12 protein-coding genes are annotated in these 17,091 nt (G+C 71.7%); 9 read left to right on the forward strand and 3 right to left on the reverse strand.

Features of this window, described 5'->3' with window-relative positions; translation table 11 throughout:
- Positions 1 to 176: 176 nt before the first annotated feature.
- The gene (locus D7I43_RS29995) at positions 177 to 1,565 is read right to left on the reverse strand and encodes an aminotransferase-like domain-containing protein (RefSeq protein WP_158610183.1); all 1,389 of its coding nucleotides are present in this window, start codon (positions 1,563 to 1,565) and stop codon (positions 177 to 179) included.
- Positions 1,566 to 1,758: 193 nt separating this feature from the next.
- On the opposite strand from D7I43_RS29995, the gene D7I43_RS30000 reads away from it, so the two are divergent.
- From D7I43_RS30000 to D7I43_RS30010, 3 genes are all read left to right on the forward strand, one after another.
- Positions 1,759 to 4,446, forward strand: a complete 2,688-nt coding sequence (locus tag D7I43_RS30000; protein ID WP_158610184.1) for a M14 family zinc carboxypeptidase — start codon at positions 1,759 to 1,761, stop codon at positions 4,444 to 4,446.
- A gap of 108 nt (positions 4,447 to 4,554) precedes the next feature.
- Complete coding sequence (locus tag D7I43_RS30005; protein WP_120331949.1) at positions 4,555 to 7,173, forward strand: M14 family zinc carboxypeptidase; 2,619 nt, start codon at positions 4,555 to 4,557, stop codon at positions 7,171 to 7,173.
- A gap of 191 nt (positions 7,174 to 7,364) precedes the next feature.
- On the forward strand, positions 7,365 to 7,835 hold the full coding sequence (locus D7I43_RS30010; RefSeq protein WP_120331950.1) for a TspO/MBR family protein: 471 nt from the start codon (positions 7,365 to 7,367) through the stop codon (positions 7,833 to 7,835).
- A 57-nt stretch (positions 7,836 to 7,892) separates the two neighbouring features.
- Here D7I43_RS30010 and D7I43_RS30015 read toward each other — a convergent pair whose 3' ends face one another.
- Entirely contained in the window at positions 7,893 to 8,777 is an 885-nt protein-coding gene (locus tag D7I43_RS30015; RefSeq protein WP_240033260.1) for a hypothetical protein, read from the reverse strand.
- 237 nt (positions 8,778 to 9,014) lie between these two features.
- Here D7I43_RS30015 and D7I43_RS30020 point away from each other — a divergent pair, with 237 nt between their 5' ends.
- From D7I43_RS30020 to D7I43_RS30035, 4 genes are all read left to right on the forward strand, one after another.
- Positions 9,015 to 10,910, forward strand: a complete 1,896-nt coding sequence (locus D7I43_RS30020) for a M14 family metallopeptidase (protein ID WP_204985314.1) — start codon at positions 9,015 to 9,017, stop codon at positions 10,908 to 10,910.
- 138 nt (positions 10,911 to 11,048) lie between these two features.
- Positions 11,049 to 11,498, forward strand: a complete 450-nt coding sequence (locus D7I43_RS30025; protein ID WP_120331951.1) for a helix-turn-helix transcriptional regulator — start codon at positions 11,049 to 11,051, stop codon at positions 11,496 to 11,498.
- Positions 11,499 to 11,503: 5 nt separating this feature from the next.
- On the forward strand, positions 11,504 to 11,914 hold the full coding sequence (locus D7I43_RS30030) for a VOC family protein (RefSeq protein WP_120331959.1): 411 nt from the start codon (positions 11,504 to 11,506) through the stop codon (positions 11,912 to 11,914).
- A gap of 144 nt (positions 11,915 to 12,058) precedes the next feature.
- Complete coding sequence (locus D7I43_RS30035; protein WP_120331952.1) at positions 12,059 to 14,446, forward strand: ATP-binding cassette domain-containing protein; 2,388 nt, start codon at positions 12,059 to 12,061, stop codon at positions 14,444 to 14,446.
- A 69-nt stretch (positions 14,447 to 14,515) separates the two neighbouring features.
- Here D7I43_RS30035 and D7I43_RS30040 read toward each other — a convergent pair whose 3' ends face one another.
- Positions 14,516 to 15,283 carry a class I SAM-dependent methyltransferase gene (locus tag D7I43_RS30040; RefSeq protein WP_120331953.1) on the reverse strand — a complete coding sequence of 256 codons (768 nt, stop codon included), beginning with the start codon at positions 15,281 to 15,283 and terminating at the stop codon, positions 14,516 to 14,518.
- An 88-nt stretch (positions 15,284 to 15,371) separates the two neighbouring features.
- Here D7I43_RS30040 and D7I43_RS30045 point away from each other — a divergent pair, with 88 nt between their 5' ends.
- Both D7I43_RS30045 and D7I43_RS30050 read left to right on the forward strand, forming a co-directional pair.
- Positions 15,372 to 15,674 carry a hypothetical protein gene (locus D7I43_RS30045; RefSeq protein ID WP_120331954.1) on the forward strand — a complete coding sequence of 101 codons (303 nt, stop codon included), beginning with the start codon at positions 15,372 to 15,374 and terminating at the stop codon, positions 15,672 to 15,674.
- On the forward strand, positions 15,671 to 16,978 hold the full coding sequence (locus D7I43_RS30050; protein ID WP_240033262.1) for an amidase: 1,308 nt from the start codon (positions 15,671 to 15,673) through the stop codon (positions 16,976 to 16,978). The genes D7I43_RS30045 and D7I43_RS30050 overlap by 4 nt, the downstream gene beginning before the upstream one ends.
- Positions 16,979 to 17,091 lie beyond the last annotated feature (113 nt).

Genomic DNA, 17,091 nt, shown 5'->3' on the forward strand with positions numbered 1-17,091 from the left:
GGATGCGGCAGCACGTGGTCTCGGGTGCGAACGGTCCGGACAGCGTCCGTCCGGTGGGTGTCGGTCGAAGGCATGCGAGCAGGATCATCGGCGCCGACGGCCGGGGCATGAGTTCCGGTACTCAGTGACGACGCGTACGCGGCACCAGGTGGACGCCGCCATCCCACGCGGGTCGCTCACCCGTGATGGGCCTCGGCGAGGACGCGGGCGATCCGCGCGTGCTCGTCGTGCCCCAGTGTCGTGGCGATCCGGACGTGCGAACGCCCGTCGCCGTGCACGGTGAACGGCGCGCCGGGGGCGATGCCGATGCCGTCGGCGGCCAGCCTCCGGATGGCGGTCGCGGCGTCGCGGACGGGCACCCAGACGGAGAGCCCGGCGACGCCGGTGGGTGCCAGACCCGCGTCGCGGAGGGCGCGGACCATCTGTTGCCGGCGTTGGTGGTAGACGACCCGCGCGCGGCCGACCGTCTCCCGCGCCCGCGCGTCGGTGAGCATCTGCGCCAGGGCGCGCTGGTTCAGCACCGACGGCCAGCCGCCGGTGGCCTTCTGCCGGGCCCGTACCCGGGAGACGACCCGCCGGATGCCGGCCAGCGCCCCGACGCGGAGGTGGGGACCGTGGGACTTGTTCCAGCTTCGGACGAGAAGCGTCCGCTCCGGCAGGAACTCGCCGAGCGACACGCCGGCGGTCGGGGCGAGTTCGTGGGCGGTGTCCTGTTCGAGGATGACGATGTCGCGGTCGGCGAGGACCGGCGCCAGCGCCCGGGCCCGGCGGCGGGACAGGGCGTGGCCGTACGGGCTGGCCATGCGGGTCTGCAGGAGCAGCAGGGCGGGCCGGGTGGCCAGGGCCGCCTCCATCGCGTCCGGCAGCGGTCCCTCGTCGTCGCAGCGCACCGGCACCGCCTGGGCACGGTGGTCCTCGACGATGTCGAGCAGTGACGTGGCGGCGGCCTCCTCGACGAGCACGCGGTCGTGCGGGTGCAGGACGACGTCGGCGACCCGGTGGACCGCGTCCTGGGCGCCGGTGGTCACGGTGACGTCCTCCGCCTCGAAGGGCCACGTGGCCCGCAGCACCGCCGCCAGGCGGGCGTCCACGGTGTCGTCCGGGTACGTCCGCCACTGCGTGCCGGCGACGGCCGCGGCCATCGGACCGGTCAGGTCGGGCAGCAGGGCCGGGTCGGGAAAGGCCGTGGTGAGGTCGAGCCGGACCGGTGGCGGGGGAGGGAGGCTGGCGAAGCGCCGGCCCGCCAACCTCCCGGGGCCGCGGACGAAGCTGCCGTGCCGCCGGTCGCAGTGGATCAGCCCGCGACTGCGCAGCTGGGCCCAGGCGGAGGCGATCGTCGTGGGCCCGACGTGCAGGGCGGCGGCGAGCGCCCGCACGGTGGGCAGGGGCAGCCCCTGGGCGAGTTCGCCGGAGTGGATGAGGTCGCCGAGGCGGTCGGCGATACCGCGGGCGGAGCGGTCGGTGAACATCAACGCGAGTGCACTCGCGGGAAGGCGCTCCGGTCGTCGCGCGGAGGCCGCGCCCGTCACCTGGTCGCGCGTGTCGGTCGACCGTGGATTCGACACCATACGATCATGACTCTCGATGTCTCACAGGCCGACCCCGCGGCAACTTGTTGAGGCATTCTTGAGCTTTCCCGAAGCGGGAGAGAAAGCGAACAATCGCGAACAGCGGACCCACTGTGGTGGCCCGGCCCGCCCCGGCTACGGTCAGCCACGTAGATCTACGACCGTTGATGTCGAGTCGGAAGGTCCGCCCATGCTCAAGTCCCGCCCACCCTTGCTGTACGGCGCCTGCGCGGCCCTGCTGGCGCTGGTCGCCGCCACGGCGACCGCGCCGGGCGCCACCGCCGGCCCCGGTCTCACGCACGCCGCGGCGTCCCGCGCCGCCGACATCCCCACCCCCGAGCAGCACTTCGGCTTCAAGATGGGCACGGAGGGGAAACTCGCCTCCTATCCGGACGTGCTCCGATACATGAAACTGATTGCGGAACGATCCGACCGTGTCGACTACCAGGCCATCGGCCCGACGACGATGGGCAACGAATACGGCACCGTCATCATCAGTTCGCCGAAGAATCTGCGTCGCCTGGACCGCCTCGTCGAGATCAACCAGAAACTCGCCGACCCGCGTCGTACGACACCCGAGGAGGCCCGCCGGCTGGCCGCGGAGGGGGTGCCGTTCTACCACCTGGAGGCGACCATCCACTCCAGCGAGGTGGGCAACGGGCAGGCGATCAACGACATCGTCCACCGCCTCGCCACCGAGGACTCGGACTTCACGCGGAAGGTCCTGAACAACTCGGTCGTCGTCCTGGTGCCGTCGCAGAACCCGGACGGGCAGCACCTCGTCATCGACCACTTCAACCGGACCGCCGGCACCAACTACCGCCGGACCTTCCCCGACCTGTACCACAAGTACACCGGCCACGACGACAACCGGGACTGGACGATGTTCACCCAGGTCGAGGCGAGGTACCGGCTCGAACTGGAGAAGAGGTACCGCCCGGCGATCGTGCACATCATGCACCAGAAGGGCAACTCCGGCAGCCGCATCTTCGTCCCGCCGTACGGCGGCATCACCAGCGAGAACGTCCCCGCGAACATGAGTTCCTCGGTCGCCGCCATCGGGCAGCACGCCGCCCGGGCGCTCGCCGCCGCGGGCAAGACCGGCGTCGGCAGCCTCGACTACCACATCTTCTGGACGCTGGAGCAGCCCGGCGGGTACTTCCCGTTCACCGGCTCCGGCATCTACCTCACCGAGATCGCCTCGGTGACGGACTACGCGTACCCGCAGGTCTCGCGGGACGGCAGCCCGCTCGGCCCGCAGCAGCCGCGGATGAGCCTCATCGAGCCGTACCGCTCCAACGTCTGGACCCTGGCCGACATCGTCGACTACGCGAAGATCGCCACGTACGCCGGCATGGAGTACACCGCGGACAACGGCGAGAAGCTGCTCTACGACAACCTCTTCGCGGTCCCGCACGAGTACCTGACGCAGGGTGTGCCGTCGGGCACCTTCGCGTTCGTCGTCGACGCCAGGCAGCGTGACCCGTACGCCACCTTCGAGATGCTCCAGCGCCTGGAGTGGACGGAGGTGGAGATCGACCGCGCGACGTCGCCGTTCGTCGCCGACGGGAAGCGGTACGACGCCGGCTCGTACGTCATCAAGATGCGTCAGCCGCGCGGCAACTGGGCCCACCAGGTCCTCGGCACCGACCGGTACCCGGAGGTCCGCGACTGTGCCGACTGTCCGGTGCTGCTGCCGTACGCCGAGGCGACGACCAGCCTGCCGCTGCAACTCGGCGTCGACGTCGCCGAGATCCGCACCCCGTTCGAGGCACGGCTGGAGCGGGTGACCTCGGTCGAGCCGCCGCGCGTGACGATGCCGCCCGCGCCCGGCGCCAAGGGTGCCTACCTGGTCCGCCCCGAGTCGTACGGGACGATCCAGATCGTCTCGGCGTTGCAGGACGCCAACATCCCGACCTTCCGCGGCGCCAAGGCGTTCCGCGCGCAGGGCGTCGACTACCCGGCCGGCACCTACATCGTGCCGGCCACCCCGCAGGCCCGGCACGTCCTGGCGACCGCCTCGGCCAAGGTCGGCCTGCCGGTCACGGCCGTGCCGAGGGCCCCCAAGGTCGCCGGGGTGCAGCTCAAGCCGCAGACCAGGGTCGGGCTGATGCGCGGCATCGGGAACATGCCCGGCGGCTGGGACATGTGGCAGTTCGACCAGTACGGCATCAACTACGACGTGGTCTCCGCCCAGGACTTCCAGCGCGGCTCGCTCCGCGAGCTGTACGACACGATCGTCATCTCGTCCGGGGTGTCCCGGGAGGACATCGTGGAGGGCCTGGACCCGACGCAGTACGACGAGGCGTACGCCTGGGCCTACGGCGTGGGGGAGAAGGGCTGGCGCAAGCTGCGGCAGTTCGTCCGCGACGGTGGCACGTTGCTGGCGATCGGCGACTCGGTGGAGACCGCCCAGCAGCTGTTCGACCTGCCGATGAAGCCGGCGCTGCCCGAGGACGACGACGAGTTCGTGACCGGCGGCAGCCTCCTGCACCAGGAGTTCGACCCGAACCACCCGGTCGCGTGGGGCATGCCCGAGTCCTGGCCGGTCTGGCTCTACGACACCCAGGCCTGGGAGCTGACCGGCGACTCCGGGCAGGTGGTGTCGCACTACCCCGCCGAGGGTGAGGTCCTGGCCAGCGGCTACCTGCGCGGCGCGGAACACATCCGGGGCGCCACCAACGTCGCGTCGTTCACCGTCGGCAAGGGCGAGGTCGTGACGTACGGCAGCGAGATCACCTTCCGCAGCCTGCCGCGGTCGCAGTTCAACCTGCTCTACAACGCGATCTACCACGGCCCCGCGGCCGAGGTCGACGCCGCGGCGGTCCAGCAGTTGCGGCCGCAGTTCACGCCCGACGGCGCGCCCGTCCGGCGGTAGCGCGCCGGTCCCGGGGTGGCCGCCGCGCACGGCGGCCACCCCGGCGACCCGCCCGCGCGTCCCTACGCAGCGATCCCGACACACCCGCCAGTCCCGAGGAGGTCCGCCATGCGCAACTGGACGAGGAGAGGGCTGCTACCCGCGGCCGCCCTCCTTGCCCTGGCCCTGCCCGTCAGCAGTGGCCTCGTCCCGAGTTCCACCGCACACGCCGCACCACGCGTCACCACACCGGAGCAGTTCTTCGGCTTCACGCTGGGCAGCGAGGGGCGGCTCGCCCGCTGGGCCGACATGGTCCGGTACTACAAGCTCGTCGCCGACCGGTCCGAGCGGGTGCTCTACCAGGAGATCGGCAAGACGGCCACCGGGAAGCCGTTCCCGGTGCTCACCGTCAGCTCGCCGGCCAACCTGGCCAAGCTCGACCGGATCAAGCAGATCAACCGGCGGCTCGCCGACCCGCGCGGGCTGACCGAGGCGCAGGCCCGGAAACTCGCCGCGGAGGGCCGGCCGGTCTACCTGCTGGAGGCGGCCATCCACTCCACCGAGGTCGGCACGGCGCAGGTCATCCCCAACATCCTCCACCGGCTCGTGGACGAGAAGTCCACGACCGTCACGGAGATCCTCGACAACATCGTGCTGCTCATCATCCCGGCGCAGAGCCCGGACGGCACCGAGTGGGTCGGGGACTACTTCCACCAGACCGCCGGGACGACCTACGCCCGCACCTATCCCGACCTCTACCAGAAGTACATCGGTCACGACGACAACCGTGACTGGTTCATGTTCACCCAGCCCGAGACGAAGCTCAGCGTCGCCCTGCAGAACGACTGGAAGCCGCAGGTCGTCCAGAACCTCCACCAGATGGGCTCCGGCGGCGCCCGCATCTTCATCCCGCCGTACCTGTCGCCCAACGACCCGAACATCGACCCGATCACGGTCCAGCAGACCAACTCGCTGGGCATGGAGATGTCCCGCAGCCTCACGGCCGAGGGCAAGAAGGGCGTTACCTGGGGTTCGACCTACGACTACTGGACACCGTCACGCCAGTACATGACGTACCACGGCGCGCCACGGATCCTCGTCGAGGCGGCGAGCGCACGCGACCTCGCCTACACGTACACCAGCAGCAACGGCGGGCCGATCGGGCCGCAGCAGCCGGACACCAACTTCATCGAGCCGTACGACCAGTCCTCCTGGTCGCTGGCGCAGATCGTGGACTACCTCGACACCACGGTCTTCGCCGGGCTGAGCAACGTCGCGAAGTACCGGGCCGAGTGGCTGTTCAACTTCTACCGGACCCAGCGCAACGCCGTGAACCCCGGCGCCGGCAAGCCGTACGGCTACATCGTCCCCGCCGACCAGCGCGACCCGTTCGCCACGTACGAACTGCTGACCGTCCTGCGTACCGGCGAGGTCGAGATCGAGCAGGCCACCGCCCCGTTCACGGCGAACGGCAAGCGGTACGACGCCGGTTCCTGGATCATCCGGTACGCGCAGCCGTACGGCCGGTTCGCCAAGACCCTGCTGGAGGTCCAGCACTACCCGGACCTGCGGGAGTACCCGGGTGGCCCGCCGCAGAGCCCGTACGACGTGACCGCGCAGACCCTGCCGATGCTGCTCGGCGTGCGGGTGGACACCGTTGCGCAGCCGTTCAGCGCCTCGACCACCCAGATCAGGACCGTACGGCCGGCCAGCCCGCCGTTCCCGGCCCAGCCCGGCGCCCGGGGCGCCTACCTCGTCGGACCTGAGTCCTACGGCACGGCCATGTTCATCGCCGCCCTCCAGAAGGCCGGGGTGCGGACGCTCCGGGCCAGCGCCGAGTTCAGCAGCGGCGGCCGTGCCCACGCTCCGGGAACCCTGATCGTCGAGCCGACCGCCGAGGCCCGGGCGGCGCTGCGGGAGGTGTCCCGGAAGACCGGCGTCCCGGTCCACGCCGTCGGCCAGGCCCCCCGGGTCGCGGCCGAGCGGCTCAAGGACGGCACCCGGATCGGCCTGTACCGGGGGATCAACAACATCCCGGGCGGCTGGATGAAGTGGCTGTTCGAGCAGTACGGGATCGGCTTCACCGAGGTGGTCGCCGACGACTTCACCGGCGACCTCAACGCGAAGTACGACACGATCGTGCTGCCGGCGGGGATCAGCCGCAACGACCTCGTCGCGGGACTCAACCGCGACCGCTACCCGGCCGAGTGGTCCTGGGCGTACGGCGTCGGTGAGGCCGGTTGGGCGGAGCTGCGCAGGTTCGTCGAGGACGGTGGGACGCTGCTGGCGATCGGCGACTCGGTGGCCACGGCGCGGCAGCTCGCGAACCTGCCGATCACGCCCGCGTTGCCCTCCGACGAGCACGAGTTCTACTCGCCCGGCAGCATCCTCAGCCAGCGCTTCGACACCTCGGACCCGGTGGCCTGGGGCATGCGGCCGGACACCCCGGTCTGGTTCGGCGAGAACGACCAGGCGTACACGGTCAGCGCCGGAGACGTGGTCTCGTCGTTCCCCGAGTCGGGCGAGCAGTTGCAGAGCGGCTGGCTCATCGGCGGCGAGCACCTGAACGGGAAGGCCAACGTCGTCAAGCACCGGGTCGGTGCGGGCCTCATCGTGACGTTCGGCAGCGAGCCCACGTTCCGCACCTGGTCCCGCGACCCGAGCAAGCTGCTGTTCAACGCGATCTACCACGGCCCGTCGACCAGCGTGCAGCCGTCGGCGGTGCCGGCCGCGCTGCTCGGCGGGTAGCCCTGCCGGTCACCGACGTGGGGGTCACGTCCGCCGGACGTGACCCCCGACGGTCGCCGGTGACCGCGCGCCGTACCGCGGCGAGCCGGCACGGCGCGCGGCGGCGGCGAGCGGGCCGGACGTCAGCGGGCACGGCGAGTCGCCGGTGGCGCAGCCGGGTTGATCCGCGCCGGACCGGGTAGCTGAACGGCATGCGACCACCGACCCTGGTCACGACCGCCGCGGCGGTCGCCGCGACGGCCGCTGTCGGCGCCGCGGCCACCGACGCGTCGTCACGCTGGTACCGGCGGCTGCGCAAACCGCGCTGGCAACCCCCACCCGCCGCGTTCCCCCTGGTCTGGACCCCGCTGTACGCGCTCATCGCGATGGCCGGCGCCCGCACGCTGGACGCCGCGGGCCGTGCCGAACGCGCCCCGTTCGCCCGCGCCTACGCGCTCAACCTGGCGCTCAACGCGGGCTGGACCGCCCTGTTCTTCCGCGCCCGCAGACCCGCCGCGGCGCTCGCCGACATCGCCGTGCTCAACGCGTCCAACCTCGCGCTGCTCCGCCGCGCCGGCCGGGCCGATCGTCTCGCCGGCGTCGCGCTGGCCCCGTACGTCGCGTGGACGCTGTTCGCCACCGCGCTCAACGCCACCATCGTGCGCCTCAACAGCGGCAGGTGACCTCCCGCCCCGGGCGGAGCGGACGCGAGCGCTGACCCCGGTCGAGTACCCGGCGCGTCAGGAGTCGCCCAGGTCGGTGCAGTGCGCGATGGTCGCGTCGTCCGCCGCGACCGCGTGGCGCGCCTCCGCCTGCCGGACGCGCCCGATGACGGCGGCCGGTCCGCGCTCGCCGAGGGTGGCGAGGACCTGCGGCCAGTCGGCGAGCCCGAACCGGTCCACGATGCGGCTCGCGCCGTTGCTGAGCAGGACGGCGCCGCCCAGCTCGGAGGTCGGGCAGCGGCCGCTGATCGCCTCGTCGGCCGCCCGCGGGTCGTCCTTGGCGACCCAGAAGCCGCCCGGCCGGTTCCGGTGCGCGCGGAGGTCCCGCAGGATCCGGTGGTACTCGTCGCCGCCCTCGACGACGGTGGCGAGGACGGCCTCGTACGACCGGCTGATCAGCACCTCCCGCGGGTCGGAGACGACGAGCGGGGCGTCGTCCGTCCGGCCGAGTACGAGGACCGCGTCGCCGAGCACCAGGTACTCGACGTGACCGCCGGACACGCGCAGCGCGGCCACGGCCGCCGACGGGCTGATCGGGTCGCCGACGTCGCACGTGTCCCGATGGTCGTCGGTCACCTCCGCGATCGCCTCGGCGAGCAACGCCGGAAGGCCGCGGTCCGGCGCGAGTGAGAGGAGGCCGAGGAGCCTTCCTCCCAGGCGGTGGGCGTACCAGGCCACGCCGTGCCGGCAGACGGACCCGGCACCGGCGAAGCCGCCGGCCCCGTCGACCAGGACCGCCGCCGTCGGGGTGGCGCCGGTGAAGTCCTCGTTCGCGCGGCCGGCCCGTCCCGCGGCGCTCGCCATCGTCACCCGCACGTCCCGCCGCCTCCCGTCCGAGGCGTCGACCTTACCCGGGCGCAGGTCGAGCGCGGGAGACGTAAGGAGCCGAACGCAGTCATGCATTTACATATCGATGACCTCCGACTACGGTGATCTGCACTCGAGTACCCGTTGGGTGGCGGCCCCCGCACACAGAGCAACCGCCGTGCCTGCCGGCACGGCCAACGACCGTGACTGGGAGATTTCGCCTTGGGCTCCGACGTTCCACACCACTCGACCGGCCAGCCACACGTCCCTCATCACGACGCCGCCGCTGCCCCGCCGCTGAGTCGAAGGCGCCGCCGGCGTCCGACCGCGGCCTTGGCGGTCCTGGCGGCGGGCGCCCTCGCCGTCGGCACGGCGCCGCTGTGGGGGGCGGGCGGGAAGGGTCCGCTCCACGACGCGGCCCTCTCCGCCACGCCCACCTACACCGTCGGCCTGCAGCCGCCGCAGGATCCCGGCCCGTTCCCCGGCAGCGTCACACCGACCTCGCCCACCATCACCATCGCCGGTCAGCGGGAGGGGGAGAGCACGTTCACGGTCGTCAAGTACGACCAGGTGCAGCCGAAGGTCCCCGGCCGGATGGACTTCGACCACTTCCACACGGGCATCGAGATCCAGTGGTGGCTCAAGAAGTGGGCGCACGAGCGGCCCGACATCGTCGACCTGTACATCGTCGGCGAGAGCTTCAGCGGCCAGCCGATCTACCAGTTGACCATCACGGACAAGTCCACGGGCGTCGACACCGACAAGCCGGCGGCCTACTTCGAGGGCAACCGGCACTCGGGCGAGATCTCGTCGGCGGAGAGTTCGCTGTGGTTGGCGCACCACCTCATCACGCGGGCCGGCAAGGACCGGGCGGTCGACAAGCTGCTCGACGACAAGACGGTGTACATCCGGCCGGTCAACAACCCCGACGGCCACGACATGTACCTGTACACCGCCCAGACGAACCGGTCGACGGTGCGGCCGTACGACAACGACGGCGACGGGAAGCGTGACGAGGACCCGGGTGAGGACCTCAACGGTGACGGATACCTGAGCCAGATGCGCCAGTACGTCGGCGCCGGCAAGGGCACCCACGTCGTCGACGAGCGGGACCCCTCCGGGAACGCCATGCTCAGCGTCGGCGCGGGCAAGGGCGACTACCTCATGTTCTCCGAAGGCACGGACAACGACGGCGACGGCCGCTACAACGAGGACGGCGTCGGTGGCCTCGACCTGCACCGCAACTACCCGTACAACTGGCACGTGATGGCGGAGCACGACGCGACGGGACGCAACCTGACCCAGGGCGGCGCCGGCGAGTACCCGCTGTCGGAGCCGGAGACCCGGCACGTCTACACGTGGCTGATGTCGCACACCAACATCGCCGCCGTGAACAGCATGGACACCCGGGTGCCGATGCACCTCCGGGGCCCGTCGACCTGCGACCCGGTCGAGTGCATGTACCGCAGCGACCGCAAGCTCTACGAGCACTTCGACAAGGCGGGTGTCTCGTTCACCGGCTACCGGAACGCCGGCAGCGTCTACATCGACTACGCCACCCGCAACGGCGGCGAGCCGCAGGCCCTGTTCGGGCACGGCCCGGACTTCGGCTACTTCCAGTACGGCGCGGTCTGGTACGGCGACGAGATCTGGAACGGCGGCGACTTCGTCGACTACGACAAGGACGGCCGGTACGCCGACTGGGAGCGGTCGCGGTGGTGCGCGGAGAACGGCCGCACCAACTGCTTCCTGCCCTGGACGACGGCGCAGCACCCCACGCTCGGTACGGTCGAGATCGGCGGGATCAACCCCAAGTTCTGGTCGCAGAACCCGTCGCCCGACCTGATCGGGAAGTGGGCCGCCAACCAGGCGCGGTTCAACCTGTACCTGACCGAGTCGCTGCCGCAGGTCGACCTCGGCGACGTCAAGGTCAAGAAGCTCAAGGGCACCCAGCGGGACGGGGCCACGCACGAGCTCACGGTGACCGTCCGCAACACCGGCCGCATCCCGACGGCGCTGGAACAGGCCCGGGAGATCAAGATCGTCGCACCGGACACGGTCGAGGTCACCGGCGCCCGGACCGTCGGCGCCGCGCCCGAGTTCCACCTCGACGGCGGCGACGCGGAGAAGGTCCGGCTCCGGCTGGTGAAGACCGGCGGCGACACGGTCACGGTGAAGGCGGTGAGCGTCCGGGGCGGCCTGGACTTCGCGACCGCGCGCCTGAGCTGAACGAGTTCGGTGAGCGCCGCCCGCTGGCGGGCGGCGCTCACCCCGCCGGGGGATCGCTGGCGGTCGCGCCCTCCAAAGCCCGGCAGGTCCCCGGGTCGGAGTGCGTCTGACCGGGCCTCCCTCGTTACGATCGTTCCCGTGACCAGCGATTCCGCAGAAGCCCAGCGGCTGCGCGACCTCGCCCGGCTGCGCCGGGTGCGCGACCGGATCGACCGGGAGTACGCCCAGCCGCTCGACGTCGAGGCGCTCGCCCGCGGCGTGAACATGTCGGCCGGGCACCTCAGCCGGCAGTTCCGCCTTGCCTACGGTGAGTCACCGTACGGCTACCTCATGACCCGCCGCATCGAGCGCGCGATGGCGCTGCTGCGTCGTGGCGACCTCAGCGTCACCGAGGTCTGTTTCGCGGTGGGCTGCTCCTCGTTGGGCACCTTCAGCACCCGATTCACCGAACTGGTCGGGGTGCCGCCGAGCACCTACCGGCGCGAGGCGGCGCAGGCGACGGCCGGGATGCCGCCGTGCGTCGCGAAGAAGGTCACCAGACCGGTCAGGAATCGAGAAGCAGGGGCCGCGCAGCCGCAACTAGCGTGACCGGCATGGAGATGACCATTCACGCGAGCTTCCTCCCGCACACCGACCCGGACGCCTCCCTGGCCTTCTACCGGGACGTCCTCGGCTTCGAGATCCGTAACGACGTCGGGTACGGCGACATGCGCTGGATCACCGTCGGCCCGGCCGGGCAGCCCGACACGTCGATCGTCCTGCACCCGCCGACCGCCACCCCCGGCCTCACCGACGACGAGCGCCGCACCATCGTCGAGTTGATCGCCAAGGGCACCTACTTCGGCGTCAACCTCGCCACCCCCGACCTCGACGGCGTCTTCGCGAAGCTGGAGTCCAGCGGAGCCGAGGTGGTCCAGGAGCCGATGGAGCAGCCGTACGGAGTCCGCGACTGCGCCTTCCGCGATCCGGCCGGCAACGAGATCCGCATCCAGGAACGGCGCTGACCGTCGGACCACCCGGGTAGATTCCCGCACACGGCGCCGGGTGCCGGCCACCCGGCGCGGAAGCTCCGACGGCCGGCTCCCGGGGCGACCCGAACCGGGCGCACGACGGCCGCCGACACGGCCTTGGCAACGGATGGAGACACGATGAGCACGGCCACGACGGCCACCCGACCGCCCGCGCCGCACGCCGCCGACAGCCACGACGTGATCCGCGTGCACGGCGCACGCGTGAACAACCTCAAGGACATCAGCGTCGAGATCCCGAAGCGCCGGCTGACGGTGTTCACCGGCGTCTCCGGGTCGGGCAAGAGCTCCCTGGTGTTCGGCACGATCGCCGCGGAGTCACAGCGGCTCATCAACGAGACCTACAGCGCCTTCGTGCAGGGCTTCATGCCGACGTTGGCGCGGCCCGAGGTCGACGTGCTCGACGGGCTGACGACCGCCATCATCGTCGACCAGCAGCGGCTCGGCGCCGACCCCCGCTCCACGGTCGGCACGGCCACCGACGCGAACGCCATGCTGCGGATCCTCTTCAGCCGGCTCGGGCAGCCGCACATCGGCTCGCCCAACGCGTTCTCGTTTAACGTCCCGTCCGTGAAGGCCAGCGGCGCTATCACCGTCGAGCGGGGCAACAAGACCAGGGCCGAGAAGGCGACGTTCACCCGTCTCGGCGGCATGTGCCCGCGCTGCGAGGGCACGGGCTCGGTCACCGACTTCGACCTGTCGGCCCTCTACGACGACAGCAAGTCGCTCAACGAGGGCGCCCTCACCATCCCCGGCTACAGCATGGACGGGTGGTACGGCCGCATCTTCCGCGGCTGCGGGTTCTTCGACCCGGACAAGCCGATCCGCCGGTACACGAAGAAGGAACTGCACGACCTGCTCTACCGGGAGCCCACCAAGATCAAGGTCGAGGGCATCAACCTCACGTACTCGGGGCTGATCCCGACGATCCAGAAGTCGTTCCTGTCCAAGGACGTCGAGGCGATGCAGCCCCACATCCGGGCGTTCGTGGAGCGGGCCGTGACGTTCGCGACCTGTCCCGAGTGCGACGGCACCCGGCTCAGCCCCGAGGCCCGGTCCTCGAAGATCGACGGCAAGAACATCGCGGACGTCTGCGCCATGCAGATCAGCGACCTGGCCGACTGGGTCCGGGGCCTCGACGAGCCGTCCGTCGCGCCGCTGCTGACAGCCCTGCAACGCACCCTCGACTCGTTCGTGGAGATCGGTCTCGGCTACCTCAGCCTCGACCGCCCGTCCGGGACGCTGTCCGGCGGCGAGGCGCAGCGCACCAAGATGATCCGGCACCTCGGCTCGTCGCTGACCGACGTCACGTACGTCTTCGACGAACCGACCGTCGGCCTGCACCCGCACGACATCGCCCGGATGAACGACCTGCTGCTGCGGCTGCGGGACAAGGGCAACACGGTGCTGGTCGTGGAGCACAAGCCGGAGGTCATCGCGATCGCCGACCACGTCGTCGACCTCGGCCCCGGCGCGGGCGTGGCCGGCGGCGAGGTGATGTTCGAGGGCACCGTCGAGGGGCTGCGGGCCAGCGCCACCGTCACCGGCCGCCACCTCGACGACCGTGCCTCCCTCAAGAAGTCCGTCCGCACGCCCACGGGCAAGCTGGAGATCCGCGGCGCGAACGCCCACAACCTGCGCGACGTCGACGTGGACGTCCCGCTCGGTGTGCTGTGCGTGGTCACCGGTGTGGCCGGCTCGGGCAAGAGTTCCCTCATCCACGGCTCGCTGGCCGGCCGGGACGGGGTCGTGTCGATCGACCAGACCCCGATCCGGGGGTCGCGACGCAGCAACCCGGCCACCTACACGGGGCTGCTCGACCCGATCCGCAAGGCGTTCGCGAAGGCCAACGGCGTGAAGCCGGCGCTGTTCAGCGCCAACTCCGAGGGCGCGTGCCCGGCCTGCAACGGCGCCGGGGTCATCTACACCGACCTGGGGATGATGGCCGGCGTCACCACCACCTGCGAGGAGTGCGAGGGGAGGCGCTTCCAGGCGTCGGTGCTCGAGTACACCCTCGGCGGGCGCGACATCAGCGAGGTGCTCGCGATGTCGGTGACCGAGGCCGAGGAGTTCTTCGGCCCCGGTGAGGCGCGTACGCCGGCCGCGCACGCCGTCCTCGAACGGCTCGCCGACGTCGGGCTGGGCTACCTGCGCCTCGGCCAGCCGCTCACCACGCTGTCCGGGGGCGAGCGGCAGCGGCTCAAGCTGGCCACCCACATGGCGGCCAAGGGTGGCGTCGACGTCCTCGACGAGCCGACCACGGGCCTGCACCTCGCCGACGTCGAGCACCTGCTCGGCCTGCTCGACCGGCTCGTGGACTCCGGGAGGTCGGTCATCGTGATCGAGCACCACCAGGCGGTCATGGCGCACGCCGACTGGATCATCGACCTCGGCCCCGGGGCCGGCCACGACGGCGGTCGGATCGTCTTCGAGGGCACCCCCGCCGACCTGGTCGCGGCCCGCTCCACGCTCACCGGCCAGCACCTGGCGGCCTACGTCGGCGCCTGAGCGCCGCGCGGGGCGCCGCGGGCGGCGGACCGGCCGGGACACCGGGCAGGTCACCCGTCCCGGCGCCCCTCAGGTCGCCCGCTCGGCGACGAACACGAACTCCCGGCCCGGACGGTCCGGCGCGTCCCGCACGTCCAGGACCCGGTAGCCGGCGGTGGCCAGGCTCGACTCGATCTCGTCGCGGCTCCGGAACCGGAGGGTCGAGTCCGACGTGACGACCGCGCCGTCGGCCAGGAACCGGTAGGTGTGCCGGAAGGAGACGAACGGGAGGCGGACGTCGCGCACCTCCAGGCACCGTTCCACCTCCCCGCTTCCCGGCACGTGGCGGGTGACCGGCTCGCCGTCGGCGGCCCACTCCTCCCAGGCGCGGCGATCCGGCCGCCGGGTCTCGAAGACGAGACGGCCGTTGGGGCGCAGCGCCCGGTGGACGGCCCGGAGGGCCCGCGCCCAGTCGTCGTCGCCGAGGAAGACCTGCGCCACGTTCCCGGTCATCGTCGCCAGGTCCGCGCCGAGGTCCGGCACCGCGCCGACGTCGCCGTGGACCCACCGGACCCGCCCGGCCGGATCCTTCGCCCTCGCCACGTCCAGTGACGCCGCGGCCGGGTCGACGCCCACGACGGTACGGCCGGTCGCCGCGAGCAGGACCGCCAGCGAACCGGTCCCGCACCCGACGTCGAGCACCACACGGGCGGCCATCTCGTCGGCGAGCGCCACGTACGCGGCGAGGTCGTCGCGCTCGCCGTCGAAGGCGTCGTAGACACGTGCGAGACGGGGGTGGGCGAACATGGCGTCCGGCCCCGGCCTCCACACGAGACTCAAATATTCCTCAATTTCCATTCGCGGGAGTCTTCCAGATCAACTGGCCGGCCTAGGTTCGGTTCACCTCGACGGAACACGGCATCCACCGCATCACGTGAGGAGCACCATGGCCCCCACTCCGCCCACCGACGCCGAGCTGAACACCCTGATCAGGGCCCGGCTTGCCGCCCTCGGCATCGATCTCGACCAGCTCCCGCCCGGAACCGCGCCGGACCCGCAGACCGGTTCGCCGGGTCGGGACGCGGTGCTCGCCTCGCTGCGCTCGTTCGTCCGCGGCACCGTGGCGACGCTGGCCGCGTACCAGTTGCCCACGCCCGGCGTCACCGACCCCGACGTCGCGAGGGCGCTGTCGCAGCAGCGCGTGCCCGTCCTCTACCCCTCGATCAGCGCGCAAGGGCGGACGTCATGACCGGGCAGCCCCTCGACCGTTCCCTCGACCGCCGGGCCTTCCTGGCCCGCGCCGCCGCCCTGGCCACCGCCACGGCGGCAGGCGCCGCCGTCGCCCTGCCCCCGGTCGCCACCGCGGCCGGCCCGACCACGGGGGGACGGCGGAAGAACCCACTGGACCACCCCGACGCCTACGTGCGGCCCCGGCCGGAGGCGCTCGCCGACCCGACCGAACTCACCATCGCGGAGGCAGGCTGGCTCATCCGGGCCGGCAGGCTCACCCCCGAGCAGCTGGTCGAGGCGTACCTGGACCGCATCGGCGCGTACGACGGTGTCTACCAGGCGTTCAACCTCGTGCTCACCGACGCCGCCCGCGCGGCGGCCCGCGACGCGGCCCGCCGGCCGCGGCGGGGCGTCCTGCACGGGATCCCGCTGGCGATCAAGGACAACTACTACACCGAGGGTGTGCGCACCACCGCGAACTCGTTCCTGTTCGCGGACTTCGTGCCGCCGCACGACGCGACCGCCGTGGCCCGGCTGAAGGCCGGCGGGGCGATCGTCCTCGGCAAGACCCAGATGGGGCCGCTGGCCACCACCCGCGCCACCACGCCGGCGGGTGTGGTCACCACGGTGAACGCCTGGGCGCCGACCAACCCCAACACCGACCCGGGCGGCTCGTCCACCGGCACCGCCACGGCCGTGGCCGGGCGGATGGCCACCTCCGGCATCGGCACCCAGACCGGCGGCTCGATCACCGCCCCGTCCAACGCCCAGAACCTGACGGGCCTCAAACCGACCATGGGCCGGGTGTCGGCGGCCGGCGTCATCCCGCTCACGTACACGCGCGACCATCCGGGCCCGCTGGCCCGCGACGCCAAGGACGCCGCCATCATGCTCACGGCGATGGCCGGCGGTGACCCCGCGGACCCGCGCAGCGAGGGCCTGCCCGACGTGCCCGACCTGATCGAGGCGGCCACCCCGGTCCGACGGGGCGGGCGGGTGAGGCTGCGCTGGAACACCCGCGTCGGCGTGCCGCCCACCTTCGCCTCCGGCACCTCGGCGACCGCGCTGGCCCGCCAGGCGTACCTGGCCCAGCTCGCCGAGATCCCCGGCGTCACGCTGGTGGACGTGCCCCTGCCCGAGGGCTGGAGCCAGCTCACCGGCGGCACCTTCAACAACGTACGCCTCCCGGAGCGCAGCGAGCCGTTCATGCCCTACCTGCGCACCGACCTGCGCGCCTTCGGGGTGTCGGTGACGAGCTGGTTGCAGGGGGCGTTGATGGGCGGCAACGAGTTCATCACCGGCCAGCGGGCTAAGAACTCCTAACAGAATGATCTGGGCGGAGGTGGATTTGTCCCTCGTGGACGATCAACTACAGTGATCGGCCGTGAGGCGAGGTGAGCAGCCGCCGTGGATCGTCTCGGACGACCTGTGGGCCG

Source organism: Micromonospora globbae (assembly GCF_003610785.1).
Classification (GTDB): Bacteria; Actinomycetota; Actinomycetes; order Mycobacteriales; family Micromonosporaceae; genus Micromonospora; species Micromonospora globbae.